At 59.7% G+C, this 17,848-nt stretch carries 14 protein-coding genes and 2 pseudogenes; 9 read left to right on the top strand and 7 right to left on the bottom strand.

The genetic code is table 11. From position 1 onward, the window contains the following. The first annotated feature begins 610 nt into the window (after positions 1-610). Entirely contained in the window at positions 611-1,543 is a 933-nt protein-coding gene (locus AC1Z24_RS24175) for a 2-hydroxyacid dehydrogenase (protein ID WP_483743019.1), read from the top strand. 37 nt (positions 1,544-1,580) lie between these two features. Here AC1Z24_RS24175 and AC1Z24_RS24170 read toward each other — a convergent pair whose 3' ends face one another. After that, entirely contained in the window at positions 1,581-2,486 is a 906-nt protein-coding gene (locus AC1Z24_RS24170) for a LysR family transcriptional regulator (protein ID WP_483743018.1), read from the bottom strand. A gap of 89 nt (positions 2,487-2,575) precedes the next feature. Here AC1Z24_RS24170 and AC1Z24_RS24165 point away from each other — a divergent pair, with 89 nt between their 5' ends. The 3 genes from AC1Z24_RS24165 to AC1Z24_RS24155 all read left to right on the top strand — a co-directional run bounded on the left by AC1Z24_RS24165 (position 2,576) and on the right by AC1Z24_RS24155 (position 4,916). After that, positions 2,576-3,700, top strand: a complete 1,125-nt coding sequence (locus AC1Z24_RS24165; RefSeq protein WP_483743017.1) for a DSD1 family PLP-dependent enzyme — start codon at positions 2,576-2,578, stop codon at positions 3,698-3,700. Between the two features lie 160 nt (positions 3,701-3,860). Continuing rightward, complete coding sequence (locus AC1Z24_RS24160; protein ID WP_483743016.1) at positions 3,861-4,235, top strand: RidA family protein; 375 nt, start codon at positions 3,861-3,863, stop codon at positions 4,233-4,235. Between the two features lie 21 nt (positions 4,236-4,256). Further along, a complete protein-coding gene (locus AC1Z24_RS24155) occupies positions 4,257-4,916 on the top strand; it encodes an HAD-IA family hydrolase (RefSeq protein ID WP_483743015.1) in 660 nt (219 codons plus the stop codon). A 6-nt stretch (positions 4,917-4,922) separates the two neighbouring features. Here AC1Z24_RS24155 and AC1Z24_RS24150 read toward each other — a convergent pair whose 3' ends face one another. Then, positions 4,923-6,233, bottom strand: coding sequence for a virulence factor family protein (locus AC1Z24_RS24150; protein WP_483743014.1), 1,311 nt, complete (start codon positions 6,231-6,233; stop codon positions 4,923-4,925). Between the two features lie 354 nt (positions 6,234-6,587). Between AC1Z24_RS24150 and AC1Z24_RS24145 the strand changes: the two are divergent. From AC1Z24_RS24145 to nadA, 3 genes and pseudogenes are all read left to right on the top strand, one after another. Continuing rightward, positions 6,588-7,379, top strand: a pseudogene (locus tag AC1Z24_RS24145) (PAS domain-containing protein); the annotation flags it as partial. Between the two features lie 132 nt (positions 7,380-7,511). Next, positions 7,512-7,679 (top strand): annotated as a pseudogene (locus AC1Z24_RS24140) (methyl-accepting chemotaxis protein); the annotation flags it as partial. A 99-nt stretch (positions 7,680-7,778) separates the two neighbouring features. Next, positions 7,779-8,837, top strand: coding sequence for a quinolinate synthase NadA (gene nadA, locus AC1Z24_RS24135; RefSeq protein ID WP_259109659.1), 1,059 nt, complete (start codon positions 7,779-7,781; stop codon positions 8,835-8,837). A 125-nt stretch (positions 8,838-8,962) separates the two neighbouring features. On the opposite strand, the gene AC1Z24_RS24130 is transcribed toward nadA, so the two are convergent. After that, positions 8,963-10,243 (bottom strand): OprD family porin, encoded by a 1,281-nt coding sequence (locus tag AC1Z24_RS24130; protein WP_483743013.1) that lies wholly within the window; start codon positions 10,241-10,243, stop codon positions 8,963-8,965. Positions 10,244-10,347: 104 nt separating this feature from the next. Beyond that, entirely contained in the window at positions 10,348-11,682 is a 1,335-nt protein-coding gene (locus tag AC1Z24_RS24125; protein ID WP_483743012.1) for an MFS transporter, read from the bottom strand. Between the two features lie 307 nt (positions 11,683-11,989). Here AC1Z24_RS24125 and quiC point away from each other — a divergent pair, with 307 nt between their 5' ends. Both quiC and AC1Z24_RS24115 read left to right on the top strand, forming a co-directional pair. Beyond that, positions 11,990-13,912 (top strand): 3-dehydroshikimate dehydratase QuiC, encoded by a 1,923-nt coding sequence (gene quiC, locus AC1Z24_RS24120; RefSeq protein ID WP_483743011.1) that lies wholly within the window; start codon positions 11,990-11,992, stop codon positions 13,910-13,912. Positions 13,913-14,016: 104 nt separating this feature from the next. Next, positions 14,017-14,685, top strand: coding sequence for a TetR/AcrR family transcriptional regulator (locus tag AC1Z24_RS24115; RefSeq protein ID WP_483743010.1), 669 nt, complete (start codon positions 14,017-14,019; stop codon positions 14,683-14,685). Between the two features lie 81 nt (positions 14,686-14,766). Here the strand turns inward: AC1Z24_RS24115 and AC1Z24_RS24110 are convergent, their stop codons facing one another. From AC1Z24_RS24110 to AC1Z24_RS24100, 3 genes are all read right to left on the bottom strand, one after another. Next, positions 14,767-15,621, bottom strand: coding sequence for a shikimate dehydrogenase (locus AC1Z24_RS24110; protein WP_483743009.1), 855 nt, complete (start codon positions 15,619-15,621; stop codon positions 14,767-14,769). 4 nt (positions 15,622-15,625) lie between these two features. Continuing rightward, positions 15,626-16,066 (bottom strand): type II 3-dehydroquinate dehydratase, encoded by a 441-nt coding sequence (aroQ, locus tag AC1Z24_RS24105; protein WP_483743008.1) that lies wholly within the window; start codon positions 16,064-16,066, stop codon positions 15,626-15,628. A 235-nt stretch (positions 16,067-16,301) separates the two neighbouring features. Continuing rightward, the gene (locus AC1Z24_RS24100; protein ID WP_483743007.1) at positions 16,302-17,735 is read right to left on the bottom strand and encodes a M48 family metalloprotease; all 1,434 of its coding nucleotides are present in this window, start codon (positions 17,733-17,735) and stop codon (positions 16,302-16,304) included. Between the last annotated feature and the right edge of the window lie 113 nt (positions 17,736-17,848).

Genomic DNA, 17,848 nt, shown 5'->3' with positions numbered 1-17,848 from the left:
GGGAATACTCTCGAGCAACTGATTGAAGCGCCCCAAGCTGTCGTTGAACGGCTGTTTGCCGTCGTCGATCTGCTTGGGGTCATTGCTGATCAGCACAGTCTGCAGTGCCTGGTTGGCCCGCAGGATATGCACGTAAAGCTCGCTGGCAGCACGGCTCAACGGCGCCGACTGGCTGGTGATGATCATCAAGCGGTCACTGATCGAATGGGTGCTCTGGTAGCTGATACCTGCCATGGCGAGCAATAAAACCACCAACACGGCAAACCCACCAATCACCCGTTGCAGAATGGTCATAGTCGTCCTCTTTATTATTGTTTTCGCAGTCAAGAACAGCTATGTAGCAGGCACACAGCCGGGGCTTTGGTCTGATTGATTAGATATCGGCGTACACATAGAAAGCTGTAGGTCTGGCCTGACGATTTCATTGAGGCCGAGGCAGCATCGTCGGGCAAGGGGGGGCTGATCCTGTTGCTCTGCGGTACGCCGAGATAAATGACATTCAATTGATAATCCGCAAGGCCCTCGAAAGTGCGAGTTTTCCGGATTTTTTTGCGTTCAAAAAAGTTGTGAAGGCTTATGCTTCGGTGTCGCCGCTCACCGAGATTAACTTATGCCCATCCCTCTGTTGGTTGTCATTGCACTCGATCCCGAGCATCTGGCCCGTCTCGAGGCTGGGGGCTTCGAGCTTCATGTTGCAGTCAACAATCCCAAGCTGATCGAAGCGGTGGGGCCTGTTATCCGTGCCGTACTGACCAACGGTTCAACGGGCTTGAGTGCGGCGCAGGTCGCCGCACTGCCAAAACTGGAAGTCATCTGCGCACTGGGCGCGGGCTACGAAAATATCGATTTGGCCGCTTCTGCTGCTCAGGGCGTCATTGTCACCAATGGACCTGGCGTCAATAACGCCTCGGTTGCGGATCACGCGATGATGCTGCTTATGGCAATTGCCCGCGGCGTGGTCCAGGTGGATGCGGCGGTGAGACGCGGTGAGTGGGCGCAGTCTCGCCAGATGCGTCCGTCCATTTCCGGCAAGAAGCTGGGCATTTTAGGGCTCGGCAATATCGGCGAGCAGATTGCACAGCGGGCTGGCCTGGGTTTCGGAATGGAGATTGGCTATCACAGCCGTAAGCCTCGCAATGGATCGCCGTGGCTCTATTTTCCTTCGCCTGTGGCGCTCGCCGAATGGTCGGACTTCCTGATCGTGGCAACCCCAGGCGGTGCTGCAACTGCCGGTCTGGTAGATGTTGCGGTACTCGATGCTTTAGGTGCTCAGGGCTTTCTCGTCAACATTGCGCGGGGCAGTGTGGTGAACACCAATGCCCTGATTGATGCGCTGGAACAAGGGCATATTGCTGGCGCTGCGCTTGATGTCATCGACGGTGAGCCAGACGTACCGAGCGGAATATTGAAACAACCCAATGTGATTTTCACCCCGCATATCGCCGGGCGTTCACCAGAAGCTGTGCTCGCGACAGTTCAGCTTGCCCTGGATAATCTGCAGGCGCACTTCAATGGTCAACCTGTATTAACGCCGATCTCATAATCGCTCTTTATTTAATGATTGACTCAAGAGCACGGGTTTAAATCCGCCAACCCGGTTGCGGACGAAAGTGTGCCTGCAGAAAGCTCATGAAATTACGCGTACGCGCAGGCAACCCTTCACGTTGATGCGTCAACGCCACTACATCGGCGTCGGGCAGTTTCCATGCTGGCAATAGCCGCACCAGCGAGCCATCGGCCAGAGCTTCGGCGACGTCCCATTCCGAGCGCAGGATGATTCCCTGGCCTTCGCAGCCCCATTGGCGAATGACGTTGCCGTCGTTGCAGCTCAGTACCGGGCGGATACGTACGCTCTGGGTCTTGCGGGCGCGAGTGAAGTGCCAGAGCGTGACGTCTTCGTTGTTTTCCCGCAGGGCGATGCAGGGCAGGTCGGCGAGTTGTTCAGGGCTTACGGGCAGGCCGTGGCGCTCGATAAAGGCCGGTGACGCGCAGATAAACCGGCGGTTGGGGGCAATGGCATGGCAGATCAGGTTGGAGGCGCGCAGCTCGCCGATATGGATCACCACATCGAAGCGATCGCTGACTTCTACCAATGGCTGATCAGAAAGAGTCAGGGCGATTTCAACTTCCGGATGCAGCCGTTGAAAGGCCGATACCGCTGGCGCCACGTATTGTCTGCCGAAGCCAAAGGGCGCGTTGATTTTCAGTTTGCCGACGAAGCCGCTGCGGCGTTCCTGCAGGTCCTCGAGCAGGGCGTCGAACTGCTGGATCAGATCGGCGCCGCGCAGGCACAGCATCTCGCCTTCGTCGGTGAAGCGCAGTTGCCGGGAGGAGCGATCGAGCAGGCGGATGTCGAGCTTCTTCTCCATTTGCTGCAGGCGCTGGGTCACTGCCGAGGGCGTCAGGCCCAGTTTGCGGGAAGCTTGCAGCAGGCTGGTGCTCTCGCGGATGACCAGCAGAAAGCGAATGTCGACGGCATCAGTCATTAAGTTTTACTGAATCCATGAGTCAGGGAGGTTAAAGTTCACAACGGTTTTAGCGGCTTAGAATAGCGCCATTACCGGAGAACACACACATGCATGACTTACTCGAAACCCCCGCACTGCTCCTCGACCTCGAACGCCTCGACAGCAACATCCGGCGCATGCGCAACAAGCTGGCGCCGTTCAACGTGACGTTGCGGCCCCATGTCAAAACCCATAAATCCCTGGAGGTGACCGAGCGTCTGTTCGCTGACGGGCGCGGGCCGATCACGGTGTCGACTCTGCGCGAGGCGGACTTCTTTTTCGCCGCCGGATTTACCGACATCCTCTACGGCGTCGGCATCGCTCCCAACAAATTCGCCCATGCAGCGCGCCTGATCGAACAGGGCGCGGCGCTGAAACTGGTGCTGGATAACCTGGACAGCGCGCGGCTGCTGGCTGATTTTGCCCGCGCCAATGGGGCGGTCTTCGAGGTGCTGCTGGAAGTGGATTGCGACGGTCATCGCTCGGGCATCCCGCCGCACTCGCCGCTGTTAGTGGAGATTGCCCGGTTGTTACAGGGCAGTGGCGTCACGGTCAGCGGCGTGATGACCCACGCGGGCAATTCCTACGACAGCCGCAGCATCGGCGAAATCGAAGCCTTCGCCCGTCAGGAACGTGCCGCCGTGGTTGACGCTGCGCGTTTGCTGGAGGAGGCGGGTTTCGCACTGTCGATCATCAGCGTCGGCTCGACCCCCACGGCACTATTTACTCAGGATTTGTCCGGCATCACTGAGGTCAGGGCAGGGGTGTTCGCCTTCTTCGACCTGGTCATGGCCGGACTTGGCGTATGTCAGGTGCAAGACATCGCCGTATCGGTTCTGACCACGGTGATCGGCCATCAGCCGGAAAAGGGCTGGACCATTGTCGATGCCGGTTGGATGGCGCTGTCCCGTGATCGCGGCACGGCCAAACAGGCGGTGGATCAGGGCTACGGTATTGTCTGCGACCTGGCCGGGCAGCCCATTGGCGACCTGATCGTCACGGCGGCCAATCAGGAGCACGGCATCCTCGCCTCGCGCTCTGGCAGCCTCGACCCGGCCAGCGCGCTGCCCGTGGGCACGCAACTGCGCATTCTGCCCAACCATGCCTGCGCCACCTCGGCCCAGCATGGGGGGTATCACGTCCTGACTGAGGGATGCAGTGTCGGATATTGGTCGCGTATTACCGGTTGGTAATCCTATCGCACAGGAAACAGCTGACTCATAGATGTGGGACCGGCTTTAGCCGGGAAGAGGCCGGTACATCCGGTACATATTTATCGTCTTGAATATCGCTTTCCCGGCTAAAGCCGGTCCCACAAAAAGTGTGTTAATGCAGAGAGTGTCGAGCACCCTAATGAAAATAATCACCTCAGAAAATCTCCCCGCTCCAGGCGGTCATTATTCCCATGGCGTGGTCTCGGGGAATTTGCTCTTCGTCTCCGGTCAACTGCCGTTTGTTCCAGCATCAGGCACCTTTCCCGACGGTATCGAGACGCAGTTTGACCAGGCCATGGCCAACGTCGAGACGGTGTTGCACGCCGCCGATACCTCGCTGGCGAAGCTGGTCAGCGTGCAGATATTCATCACTGACGTGAAGTACTGGCCGACGGTCAATGTACGTTATGCCGCCTTGATGGGCGAGCACCGGCCGGCGCGGGCAATCATTCCCTGCGGCGAGCTGCATCACGGTGCCCTGGTGGAAATCACCGCCGTGGCTGAAATTCGTTAACCCTGAACAGGACCCGACGACATGACGTTGAATAACGCCGCAAGCAACCCTGTACAACTGGTGCTGTTTGATCTGCTTACCGCTTTGCTGGACTCCTGGACCCTGTGGAACAGCGTCGCCGGATCCGAGGAAATGGGTCGCACCTGGCGCATGGCTTATCTCAGGGCAACCTATGGCTGCGGCCGCTATCGACCTTATGAAACCCTGGTCGAAGAAGCGGCAATCGAGGTTGGATTGGGTGGGCAGGCTGCGGCTGAGCTTGAAGCCCGCTGGGGCGAATTGCAGGCATGGCCCGAGGCCAGGGCCGTGCTCGCGGCGCTGAAACCGCACTACAAGCTGGGCATTGTTACCAACTGCTCGGAGAAGCTCGGGCGTCAGGCCGCAGATCTGTTGGGTGTGCCGTTCGATGTGGTCATCACGTCCGAGCAGGCGGGCTTCTATAAGCCGGATCCGGCGCCGTATCGTCTGGCCCTGGAGATGCTGGATATCGCTGCGGCGAATGCGGTGTTCGTCGCCGGTTCCGCCTACGACATGTTCGGCACCGAGAAGCTAGGGCTGCCGACTATCTGGCATAACCGCGTTGGTCTTGCGGCGCCACAAGGTGCCCCGGCGCCGCTGCTCATGCGCCCGACACTGGATACATTGGTGGCGGACCTGGCGAGTATCACGTCGGCATCCTGAGGCTGCTTACTGAGCGGCGATGCGCCCCTGGCGCTTGTCGATGGCCGTGACCAGGCGCCTGGCCAGTGATTCGTAGTCTCGGTCGAAGTGATGGCTGCCGGGCAGCGAGAGAATTTCGCCGACGGCGGTGTTCTCGGTGCAGCCGCTCTTTTTCTTCTCTTTGACGCCGTACACGCACAGCACTTTCGATGCAGGCAGCTTGGCCATCTCGGGACCGGTGATGGCCTCTTTGCCTTCGGCGCCAAGCCAGCCGCTGACATTGATCTCGAAATTACCGCTGCGAGCGAAGGCCAGCAGGATGATGCCGTCGATGCGGTTCTGATCGTCCGGGTCCAGGCGGTTGTACACCGCCGGGATCACATCAGCACCGAAGGAGTAGCCGGCGAGTATGAAGCGCTTGGTGCCCCATTTCTGCTGATAGTTGTGCATCAGGTCGGCCAGATCATCGGCAGTTTCTTCGGGGGTCTTGTGCTCCCAGTAGTAATGCAGCACGTCGATGCCGACCACCGGATAACCCATGGCAGCCATATGCCCGGCCATTTCCTTGTCCAGGTCGCGCCAGCCGCCGTCGCCGGAGAGGAACAGAGTCACGGTGTCGGAGCGTTGCGCCGCAGGCAGCTCGACGATGGAATGGCCCAGGCCATTGCTGACGGCTTTCTCGCCGATCAGTTTCAGGCGCAGTTCACGGCAGAGCATTTTGGTCAGGTTGGTAGTGCTGTTGCTCAGGCGGCTGTTGGAGTTGGGCTGGTCATGGACGAAGGCGGCGAGTTTTTCATCCGGGCTGTCACGCCAGGACACCATCCAGTGGCCATGAGCGGCACGCTTGGGCAGGGGAATATCGCAGTTGTGTTGCAGGTTGAAGCCCACGGAAATGGCTTCGGCCTTGTCGTTGTTCTGCGCGGCAAGCCAATGCCAGGCCAGGGTCCCGCCCGCGCCGATACCGGCGACGACAGTCGGCGCGCCCGGCAATTTTTCCAGGGCCTGGTTAAACACTTGCTGCTGCACCGAACAGTCGGCTTGCGGCAGCACCACCTGGACAATCTGTGCGGCGGTGTCGCGGCTCAATTTCTGCAACTGGGTATCGGACAGCAGGGCATCGGCGGTAACTGCCAGGGCGATACGTGCCTGCGGCGGATTTTTCGGCAGCACCTGGGTCAGGGCCGAGCCGCCGGGCAAGGTCGAATGATCGATGGTTTCCAGCACGACCACGGGCGTCTTGCGAGCGGCTTTCTGAACAGCGCGATACCAGGTCACGGCCGCTGCGGCCAGGCACAGGGTGATCAGGGCTATGAGCAGAATGCGCCAGCGTCGAGTCATGTCTTTCGTCAATCCAGTCAGGGCCTGTTGTCAGGACCGGGGGTGTAGTCATCCGCGCCGCGCGGATGGCTCCGGCGGTGGGTCCTGTATCGGGTGAGCGTCCTGCTGGCGGTGTATCGACGGGGGTCGAGAAGACCTTCGAATGAGTGATGCGAGGGGTCTATAACGGCGATCCTATGCCGTTTGTATCGGGAATGTCAGCAAATATTTACAGTTCGGCGACAAAAGGATGTCGTTTTGCCATGCTTCATCCGGATTCACTCGTATGAGTGATTGGTGGCGTCATTTTTACGACGATAATCGAGGTTGTCTGTAATGGTTGTCAAAAGCTAATGATAATCTATATCATTTTTTATGGGCATATTCCATTTCAGCCTATCTCCAAAGAGCTACCTCTTTAAGGAGAGTTTCCCGCGCAAGGCTTTGCCCTACCGTAAGCATGGATCGTTTCAGGAGAAGTCGCCCATGTGGTTTAACGATGCAGCCAAAGCGCTGGCGGGTGATCTTTCGTCTGTGGTGGGCCAACTGCTGGCCGGACAACCACTTGTCATTCCTCCCACCTCCCGCCTTATCCGTCACCCGCCGTTGCTGGCGGCCTTTTATCAATTGAACGAGCTATGGCAGGCACGACTGAGCCGGCTAAGCGAGTATGCGTTGAAGCCTGAGCCTGTCTGCAGTGATGAGCACTATCAGGCGCTGGTTGAGAAGTTGGCCGATACCGAGAGTCGCTGTCAGTTGCTGGAAAGCACCGTGCAACAGTTAAGCGCTGAGTCGGCGGCGCATGCCCTTGAGCGCTCGCGCTGGCAGCAGGATGAGCAGGCCTGGGAACTGACCCGACAAACCTTGACCGAAGGTTGCTGGGACTTGAGCGTGGTCGATGGCAATGCGGACCATGGGGACAATGTGATTCGCTGGTCCGATCAATTTCGTCATCTCATCGGCTATAGCCGCGAGGAGTTCCCTGATGGTTGGGACAGTTTCTTTGCGGTCATTCATGCCGACGACCTGAACACCGTGATGCAGGTTTTTGGCGATTACATCGCCGCAGGCAACGATCAGAGTGCCTATGTCGTTGAATACCGCATGCGTCACAAACAGCGTGGGGAAACCTGGTATCGCGAGCGGGGGCGTTGCCTGCGCGATGCGCATGGCGTCCTGGTGCGAGTGATTGGCGCTGTGCGCGATATCAGCGACGAAAAGGCTGCCGATTCACTGCGCGTACGTGAGCAGGACAACATCAAGACGACATACGGCAAGATCGCCAATGTTGCCGGAGCGATTCGCAGCGTGGCCGAGCAGACTAACCTGCTCGCGCTCAATGCGGCCATTGAAGCCGCCCGGGCCGGAGAGCAGGGCAGAGGCTTCGCTGTAGTGGCGGATGAGGTGAGAAATCTGGCCAGGCGCACACAAGAATCAGTACAGCAAATTCAGGCCATGCTCCATCAGGGAGAATGACCTGCGGTCTTGAGTGCGGGCGTTATTTGCCATCTGTTCAGGTGTAAACTGGCGCCTTTCGCGTCCGTGCGCATTCAGGCCCAGTGAACAATGACAAAGATTTCCGAACGCCTTCTGGTCCAGGCCCATCTCGATGCCAAGCAGCCCAAAGAGCTGACGGCTGAAGAAGAGGCTGGCTATCGCGCAGCTATCGCTGCCGAACTCAAGGCACAAAACGCCGTGTTGGTTGCCCATTATTATTGCGATCCAGTGATCCAGGCCCTGGCCGAGGAGACCGGTGGTTGTGTGTCCGATTCTCTGGAAATGGCCCGCTTCGGTCGCGACCATTCGGCCAGTACCGTCCTGGTGGCCGGGGTCAAGTTCATGGGGGAGACGGCGAAGATCCTCACCCCGGAAAAACGCATCCTGATGCCGACCCTGGAAGCCACCTGTTCTCTGGATCTGGGTTGCCCGGTGGATGAGTTTGCGGCGTTCTGCGATCAGCATCCCGAGCGCACCGTCGTGGTGTACGCCAATACCTCGGCGGCAGTCAAAGCCCGGGCTGACTGGGTGGTGACGTCCAGCTGTGCGCTGGAAATCGTCGAGAGCCTGATGGACAACGGCGAGAAGATCATCTGGGCCCCGGACAAGCACCTGGGTCGTTATATCCAGCGCGAAACCGGCGCCGACATGCTGCTGTGGGACGGTGCCTGCATCGTTCATGAAGAGTTCAAGTCGCGTCAGCTGGAAGACATGAAGGCGCTATACCCGGACGCTGCGATTCTGGTGCACCCGGAGTCACCGGAAAACGTCATCGAACTGGCCGATGCAGTAGGTTCCACCAGCCAGTTGATTGCCGCCGCCCAACGTCTGCCGAACAAGACCTTTATCGTCGCCACCGACCGCGGCATCTTCTACAAGATGCAGCAGTTGTGTCCGGACAAGGTCTTTATCGAAGCGCCAACTGCCGGTAACGGCGCAGCGTGCCGCAGCTGCGCGCACTGCCCGTGGATGGCGATGAATACCCTCGAACGCACTTTGCAGTGCCTGCGTCAGGGGACCAACGAGATCTTCGTCGACCCGGCGCTGATTCCCAATGCCGTACGGCCATTGCAGCGCATGCTGGATTTCACCCAGGCGGCGCGGATGAAATTGGCGGGTAACGCCTAGCAGAAACAAGTTCATTCTATGGGACCGGCTTTAGCCGGGAATGCACAGGCAGGGTCGACACCTTTCTATTGTCTGCCCCAAAGTCTTCCCGGCTGAAGCCGGTCCCACATAGTCAGCAAGCAGGCTTAAAGCAACGAAATCGGATAACTGATAAAGATCCGGTTCTCGTCAAACTCGTTGGTGCTGAAGTCCCGACGCATGCTGGAGTTGCGCCAGCGCAGGCTGAGGTTCTTGAACGTACCGCTCTGGAACACGTAGGCCAGTTCCGACTCGCGCCCCCATTCCTTGCCGTCGGTGATGGTGCCGGTGTGCACGTTGTCGCCGCTGATGTAGCGGTTCATCAGGGTCAGGCCGGGCACACCGAACACCGCGAAGTCGAAGTCATGGCGCAGTTGCCAGGAGCGTTCCTGGGCGTTGTCGTAGCTGGCGTTGTAGCTGTCGTTGGCCAAGGTTCCGCCGCTGGTGCCGTTGACCCGCATCCACGCGCTGTCGCCGGTCAGGCGTTGCAGGCCGACGTAGAAGGTGCTGCCACCGTACTTGGCCGAAAGCAGCGCATAGCTGGTCTTGTTGTCCATTTCCCCGGCCAGTTTGCGGCCGTCTTCCTTGCCGATGAAGTAGCCCAGGTTGGCGCCCAGAGTCCAGTCGCCGAAGGTCTGTTTATGCAGCAGGTTGAGGAATTCCTGTTGGTAGATATCTTCCAGCTGCGAGTACCAGACGCCAACCTGAGTGCGCTTGTCGTTGAAGCTGTATTCACCGCCGCCGAAGTTGAAACGGTCCGAGGTGAAGGCGCCTTTGCCGTTCATCGACATGTCTTCCATGCTCGCGTCGTTGCGCGGGCTGTTGCCACGGAACTGACCGCCGTAGACCGTCAGGTTGGCGATCTCCTTGGAGGTGATCTGCCCGCCACGGAAGGTCTGCGGCAGGGAACGGCCGTCATCCGAACGCAGGATCGGCAGCACCGGCATCCATTCGCCGACCTTCAGTTCGGTGTTGGAGACCTTGGCCTTGAGCGCCACGCCCAGGCGACCGAAGTTGTCCGCCGGGCGCCCGTCATCGTGAATCGGCAGCAACTGCGTGCCCCCGGTGCCCTTGCCGCCATCGAGCTTTTGCGAATACAGCCCCAGCACATCGACACCGAAACCGACCCAGCCCTGAGTGAAACCGGACTTGGCGTCGAGAATGAAGTTCTGCGTCCATTCCTCGGCGTAGTTCTGCGGCGCCCGGCTCGACGGGTAGGCGGGATTGGTGAAGTTGCGGTTGAAGTAGGCGTTGCGCAGGTTAAGCGTGGCTTTGCTGTCTTCCAGAAAGCCTTCGGCCTGACTGTTCAGGGGGATAGCGCCTGTGACGGCGGCCAAGGCCAGGGTGCCGGAAAGCAAACGTGGGTGACGTGTCAGGAATGAGGGCATTGCGATGGACCTTTCTTGTATTTATTAGTAATTAACTGGTTCGTACATTTTTAGCGAACGTAAGCATTCTGCAGGGGCCTGCTGTTCAGGCCCCTGAGCGGGGGTCAGCCGAGTTCTGGAACCTTGCGCGGTGCCATGAAGAACAGCCAGGTCAGGGCAATGAAGTACATGGCGGGGATGATGGTGAACAGCACGGTGTAGTTGTTGTGCGTCACGGTCAGCACATAACCGACGATCTGGGTCATGAACATGCCACCGATGGCCGCGCACATGCCGCCGAAGCCGAACACGGTGCTCATCATGTGCTTGGGCGTGTAGTCCATCACCAGGCTCCAGATATTGGCGGTCCAGGCCTGGTGCGCGCCGACGCCGAGGGAGATGGCCAGTACCGCGATCCACAGGCCACTGGCATGGGCGGCGAAGACGACGCAGCCGATGGCACAGGCGAAGATCAGCATCGATATCAGGCGCGAAGTGATGGGTTTGACGCCGCGGCCGATCAGCCAGGATGACAGGATGCCGCCGCCGACGCTGCCGAAGTCGGCGGTCAGCCAGATGATGATCAGCGGGATACCCATCTGCGAAACGCTGATGCCCAGGTTGTATTGCTGATTGAGGAACGGCGGCAGCCAGTACAGGTAGAACCAGAACACCGGCGCGGTAATGGCATAGGCCAGGGCGAAGGCCCAAGTGCCGCGCATGCGCAGGATCTGGCTCAGGGGCGCGCCTTTTTGCGCAGGCTCGGCGCCGTGCTGGATGTATTCCAGTTCACTGGCCTTGACGCTCGGATGATCTTCCGGCGCGTAGTACTTCAAGCTCCAGAACACCAGCCAGACGACGCCCAGCGCGGCCATGGACAGGAATGCGCCCTGCCAGCCCCAGACCGACAGAATCAGCGGCAACAACGCAGGCGTAAGCATGGCGCCGACGTTGGTCCCGGCATTGAAAATACCGGTGGCCAAGGCCCGCTCACCGGCGGGGAACCAGGTCCGCGCGGTCTTGATACAGGCCGGGTAGTTGGCCGCCTCCGTGAGGCCGAGGATAAAGCGGCAGAGCATGAAGCCCACTGCCGATGTGGCCAGGCCGTGGGCGCCGGTTGCCAGGCTCCAGAGCAGCACGGCGAGGAAGAACGCGCGCTTGACGCCGACCTTGTCGATGAACCGCCCTTGCAGCAGGAAGCCCACGGCGTAGCCGACCTGGAACCAGAAGTTGATGTTGGCGTAGTCCATCGCCGTCCAGCTCATTTTGTCGGCGAGGATCGGTTGCATGACGCCGAGGGCAGCGCGGTCGATGTAGTTGAGGGTGGTGGCGAAGAACACCAGAGCGAGCATGCCCCAGCGGGTTTTGCCGACGGCCATGGCGCCGCGGATCTTGTCGCCGATGCCGGCATGGGGGGAGACGTGTTTAGTCTCCAGCGGTGAGCTATGAGATTGAATCATCTGCTTGGACCCGTTTTTTGAAATTGTTATTGGTTTGCTGCTGGGTGGTTGTTGCGTGTCTCGGCGACTGCCAAATACGGCTCATGTTGCACTGAGACACTGCAAGGTGGTGTCGATGTTGCGCACCGCAAGAAAAACCGTCAATTCGCCAAAGGCTATTTTGGGCGATAATCGAACAAAAAACTAACCAGTTCGTACACTATATATTTACCGCTTCCCCGTGCCCATCAATAATCCCTCTACCCCTGATTCGTCTCCGGTTCGGCGTTTTCAACGTGACGGGCCTTCTCTACAAAGGAGCTGAACAATGCAGCGCTCGATTGCCACCGTCTCTTTGAGCGGAACTCTGCCGGAAAAGCTTGAAGCCATTGCCGCTGCCGGATTCGACGGCGTGGAAATCTTCGAGAACGACCTGCTGTATTACGCGGGCAGCCCGCGGGAAGTGCGGCAGATGTGCGCCGATCTGGGCATCGCCATTACGCTGTTCCAGCCGTTTCGTGACTTTGAAGGCTGCCGCCGCGAGCGCCTGCAACGCAACCTGGAACGGGCCGAGCGCAAGTTCGACCTGATGCAGGAACTGGGCACCGACCTGGTGCTGGTGTGCAGCAATGCCTCCGCCGACTCCATAGGCGAGCAGCAGATTCTGGTCGACGACTTGCGGCTGTTGGCCGAGCGGGCAGGGGCGCGCCAGTTGCGCATTGGTTACGAAGCCTTGGCCTGGGGCCAGCATGTAAATACCTACCAGCAGGTCTGGGACATCGTGCGTCAGGCCGATCACCCGGCGCTGGGCGTGTTGCTCGACAGCTTTCACACCCTGTCGCTCAAGGGCGACCCAAGCGCCATTGCGCAGATTCCCGGCGACAAGATTTTCTTCGTACAAATGGCCGACGCGCCAATCCTGGCCATGGACGTGCTGGAGTGGAGCCGACATTTCCGCTGTTTCCCCGGCCAGGGCGAATTCGATCTGGCAGGTTTTCTCGCGCCGATCATTCGCAGCGGCTACAAGGGGCCATTGTCACTGGAGATCTTCAACGACGGCTTCCGCGCCGCGCCGACCCGCAGCAATGCCGCCGATGGCTTGCGCTCGCTGCTGTATCTGGAAGAGAAAACCCGCAACCGACTGCAGGACGAAGCCGCTCAGGGACTGGCCCCAGCCGTGGATCTGCAACAGCTGTTCGCGCCGCCACCGGCCAGCGCCTATGACGGCGTCGAGTTTCTCGAGTTTGCCGTGGACGGCGAGCAAGGCAATCGTCTCGCCGGTTGGCTGGAGCGACTGGGCTTTGCCAAGACCGGGCAGCATCGCTCCAAGGACGTCAGCCTGATGCGTCAGGGTGATATCAATATCGTCCTCAATGCCGAGCCTTACTCATTTGCCCATGGTTTTTTCGAGGCCCATGGCCCGTCCCTGTGTGCCACCGCCTTGCGGGTTGATGATGGCGCCAAGGCACTGGAACGCGCCCGCCAATTCAAGGGTCAGCCCTATCGTGGTCTGGTCGGGCCCAACGAGCGGGAGGTTCCGGCAGTGCGCGCGCCTGATGGCAGTCTGATCTACCTGATCGGCAAGTCTGACGCCGGGCAGAGCATCTACGAGACGGACTTCATCCTTAACCCCCAGGCGCAGCAAAGCGGTCATTTGCAACGCATCGATCATATGGCCATGGCCTTGCCTGCCGAGAGCCTGGACAGCTGGGTGTTGTTCTACAAGAGCCTGCTGGACTTCGAAGCGGATGATGAAGTAGTGCTGCCCGACCCTTACGGCCTGGTGAAAAGTCGCGCCGTGCGCAGCCGCTGCAGTTCGGTGCGACTGCCGCTGAATATTTCGGAAAACCGCAATACGGCGATTTCCCACGCGCTATCCAGCTATCGCGGATCCGGCGTGCACCATATCGCCTTCGCCTGCGAGGACCTGTTCGCCGAGATCGAACGGGCCAAATCCGCCGGCGTACCGCTGCTGCAGATCCCTCTCAACTACTACGACGATTTGGCGGCGCGCTTCGATTTTGACGACGAATACCTGAGCGAACTGGCCTACTACAACGTGCTCTATGACCGTGATGCCCAGGGCGGTGAGCTGTTTCATGTCTATACCGAGCCGTTCGAAGGGCGATTCTTCTTCGAGCTGTTGCAGCGCAAGAACGGTTATGTCGGCTACGGCGCGGCCAACGTGGCGGTGCGTCTGGCGGCCATGGCCAAGGTACGCAGCGGCGGTGCTGCCCAGGCGCGTTTGTAGATCCGCGCAACGGGCGGCGCAAGGAGAGTTGCGCCGCCCGGTTTCTTCGTTACGCGGCGAGGGCCATAATCAGCGCTACCGTGTCTATTTGCCGTGAGCGCTGTATGACCATGACCGCAGAACTTCCCGAGCCTTCCCTTGAAGTGCCTCGCAAAAGTCGCAAGAACAATCCGGAAAAAACCCGTCAGGACATTCTGCAGGCCGCGATTACCGAGTTCGTCCAGCAGGGGCTTTCGGGAGCGCGGGTGGACGCCATCGCCGAACGCACGAAAACCTCCAAGCGCATGATCTATTACTACTTCAACAGCAAGGAGCAGCTGTACGTTGAGGTGCTGGAGAAACTCTACGGCGATATTCGCCAGACCGAGGCCCAGTTGCATCTGGGCGCGCTGGAACCTCGGGCGGCGATTCAACGCCTGGTGGAGTTCACGTTCGATCACCACGACAGCAACGTGGATTTCGTGCGCATCGTCTGCATCGAGAACATTCACTACGGCGAGAACGTCAAGCAATCGACCAACATTCGCTCGATGAGCGGCAACGTGCGCAACCTGCTCGACGAAACCCTGCGCCGCGGTGAAACTGCGGGGGTCTTCCGGCCGGGGCTCGAAGCCATCGACGTGCATTTGCTGATGAGTTCGTTCTGCTTCTACCGCGTGTCCAATCGCCATACCTTCAGCGAGATATTTCAGATCGATTTGTCCGATCAGGAGATCAAACAGCGGCAGAAACAGGTGATTTGTGAGTCGGTGTTGCGCTATATCCAGGCCTGAAACATCTGTGGGACCGGCTTTAGCCGGGAAGGCATATTCCCGGCTAAAGCCGGTCCTACAGGATGAGTCAGGAAGTTGCTGTCAGGCAGTCAACCGACTGAAATGATCGAGCATGCGCCGGGCATCGGCACTGGCACCGCTGAACAGCTCGAACGCCTTGACCGCCTGGAACACCGCCATATTGCCGCCATCCAGCGTGCGGCAGCCCAGGGACCGGGCTTCGCGCAGCAGTTCGGTTTCCAGCGGGAAGTAGACAATCTCCGCCACCCAGAGCCCGCCGTGCAGCAGGGTCTTGGGCACCGGCGTGCCCGGCAGCTTGGCCATGCCCATGGGCGTGGTGTTGACCAGACCATCGGCGCTGCCCAGGGCTGTCGCCAGGTTGAGACCGACCTGGGCCGGGCTGCCGTTGAAATGCTGGTTGAGGTTGTTGACCAGGCCGCGAGCGCGTTCGGCGTCGACGTCGAAAATCTGTAGCTGCCGGACACCTTCCTTGAGCAGGGCATGGGCCACTGCCGCGCCAGCACCGCCCGCACCCATTTGTACCACCCGGCCTTTGCCAACATCACCCAGGCCACGGCGCAGGCCCTCGGCAAAGCCCAGGCAGTCGGTGTTATGGCCGATGCGCCGACCATCCTTGAACACCACGGTGTTCACCGCGCCAATGCCGCTGGCTTCCGGGGACAGCTCATCCAGCAACGGGATAACCGCCTGCTTGCAAGGGAAGGTGATGTTCAACCCGGTAAAACCCGTGCGCTCGGCGGCCACCAGCAGTTCCTCAAGGTTGTTGCTGTCCAGTTTCAATATGTCCAGATCAATCAGGCGATACAGGTAGCGGATACCTTGGGCATCGCCTTCCTGTTCATGCATGGACGGCGTCAGCGAGGCCTGGATGCCGGCGCCGATCAGGCCGGCGAGGATGGAGGGAGTCTTGGACATGGGATCAGGCCTTGAGTAGATGGGCAAAGTGTTCGATGGCCATCCGATAGCCGTTACTGCCCAGGCCGCAGATCACACCGACGGCAATACCTGAGACAAATGAGTGGTGACGAAATTCTTCGCGCTTGTGCACGTTGGACAGGTGCACTTCGACGACGGGCACTTCGCTGGCGACCAACGCATCGCGAATGGCGACCGAGGTATGGGTCCAGGCGGCGGGGTTGATGACGATACCCGCAACGCGGCCGCGGGCCTGGTGAATCCAGTCGATCAGTTGACCTTCATGATTGGTCTGCTGGAATTCGATATTCAGATCCAGAGCGTCACCGGTGCGGCTGCACAGCGCCTGGATATCGGCCAGGGTTTCGTAGCCGTAGGTGGCGGGCTCACGGCTGCCGAGCAGGTTCAGGTTGGGACCGTTGAGCACCAGGAGGGTACGAGGCATCAGGTTTTTTCTCCATTGTTATAGCTTTGGAGAAAATGTACTGGATGGTTAATTTCTGTCAATCAAGAACGGGAGGGGCAGATGGGAAAGTGTTCGATCAGTGAACACTTTCTGCGCGGGCGGCGTTTTGTGGGACCGGCTTCAGCCGGGAAGAGGCCACTCTGGTTAAAAAACCGTGTTGGATGTACTGGCCCTTTCCCGGCTAAAGCCGGTCCCACAGGGTGTCACGACAGTCTCAATTCATCATCTCTTTGACCGCCCGCTCCTGATCCATCAGGTCCTTCTGCCGCGCATCGATACGGGATGCCAGCTGGAAGTTGTTGTTGGCCCGGCGCTTGGCGTAGTCGAGTTGCTGGATGGCCTGGCGGTAGTCGCCCATCAGCGCGAAGTATTCGGCGCGGGCCTGGTGCAGGCCAATGGTGTTGCCATTCAGACCACGAGTTTCGGCGACGAGGTACCAGACATCCGGGTCGTCTGGGCGGCTCTTGAGCAGGCTGTCGAGGCTTTTTTCGGCGTCGGCGTTGCGGTTGAGCTTGAGCAGCACGTCAATACGGGCCTGACGCAGGGGGTAGTTGTCCTGGTACATATCGAGCATGTGCTCGACGCGTTTCAATGCATCGGGCAGGCGGTTATTGGTGATGTCCAGGTCGATCTGGGTCAGGTTGTAGGTGATGTTATTGGGTTCTGCGGCCAGCAATGGCTTGAGCTCTTCCCGTGCCTCGTTGAGCTGTCCGGCCTTGATCTGGGCCAGGGCCAGGCCGTAGCGCGGGGCCGGAGCCTTGGGGTTCTCGGTCAGCTGTGCGCGGAAACGCTGTGCGGCGATGCCCGGGGTTTCTTCGTAGAACAGGGCAATACGCGCACGCATCAGCTGATACAGCGGGCTGTCTTCCTTGCCGCCGGGCTTGGCCTGTTCGGCGCGGTTGCGGGTGTCAGCGATACGCGATTCGGTGACCGGGTGGGACAGCAGGAATTCCGGTGGGGTCTTGTTGTAGCGGTACTGGCGGGCCAGACGCTCGAACATGGTCGGCATGTTGCGTGGGTCGTAACCGGCTTTTTCCAGGTTCATGATGCCGACCCGATCGGCTTCCTGTTCGTTCTGCCGGGAGAAGCGCTGCTGCTCCTGAATCGCGGCCGCCTGGGAACCGGCAATCGCCGCGATACCGGCATCACCTGCCCCGGCGGCGGCCATCACTACCCCTGCCAGCAGGGCGGCCATGACCGGCACCTGCATGCGCTGCTGGGCCTCGACGCCACGGGCGAAGTGGCGTTGCGACAAGTGCGCCAGTTCGTGGGCCAGTACCGAGGCGTACTCGCCTTCGGTCTGAGCGTTGAGAAACAGCCCTCCGTTGACGCCGACAATTCCGCCGGGAGCGGCAAAGGCGTTGAGTTCCGGGCTGTTGATCAGGATGAATTCCAGACGTCGGTCCTGCACCTGGCTGGTTTCGGCCAGACGATAGACGGAGGTCTCGACGTAGTCCTTGAGGATCGGATCGGATAACTGCGCCACCTGGCTGCGCAGCATCGCCAGCCAGGCACGGCCCAGGGAGTGCTCCTGTTCAGGGGAGACAATGGCGGAGCTGGCATCGCCCAATGCGGGCAGATCAATGGCGAAACTGGGCACCGAGAGCAGGCAGGCAAGCGTCAGCAGGGTAGGGCGCAGGAATTTCATGCATGAAGCTCGAGAGGCAGAAAGCCCTTACTGTAGCTGTCTGCATGGCTTGCTGACCAGAGTCGGGTATTCTGGCGGCTGTGTATGAACTGCTGATTCAGGTGCAATCCAAT

The sequence above is a fragment of the Pseudomonas sp. JL23 genome, assembly GCF_056933585.1.
The sequence above is the reverse complement of the archived record's forward strand: the minus strand, read 5'-3'. Positions and strand labels throughout refer to the sequence as shown.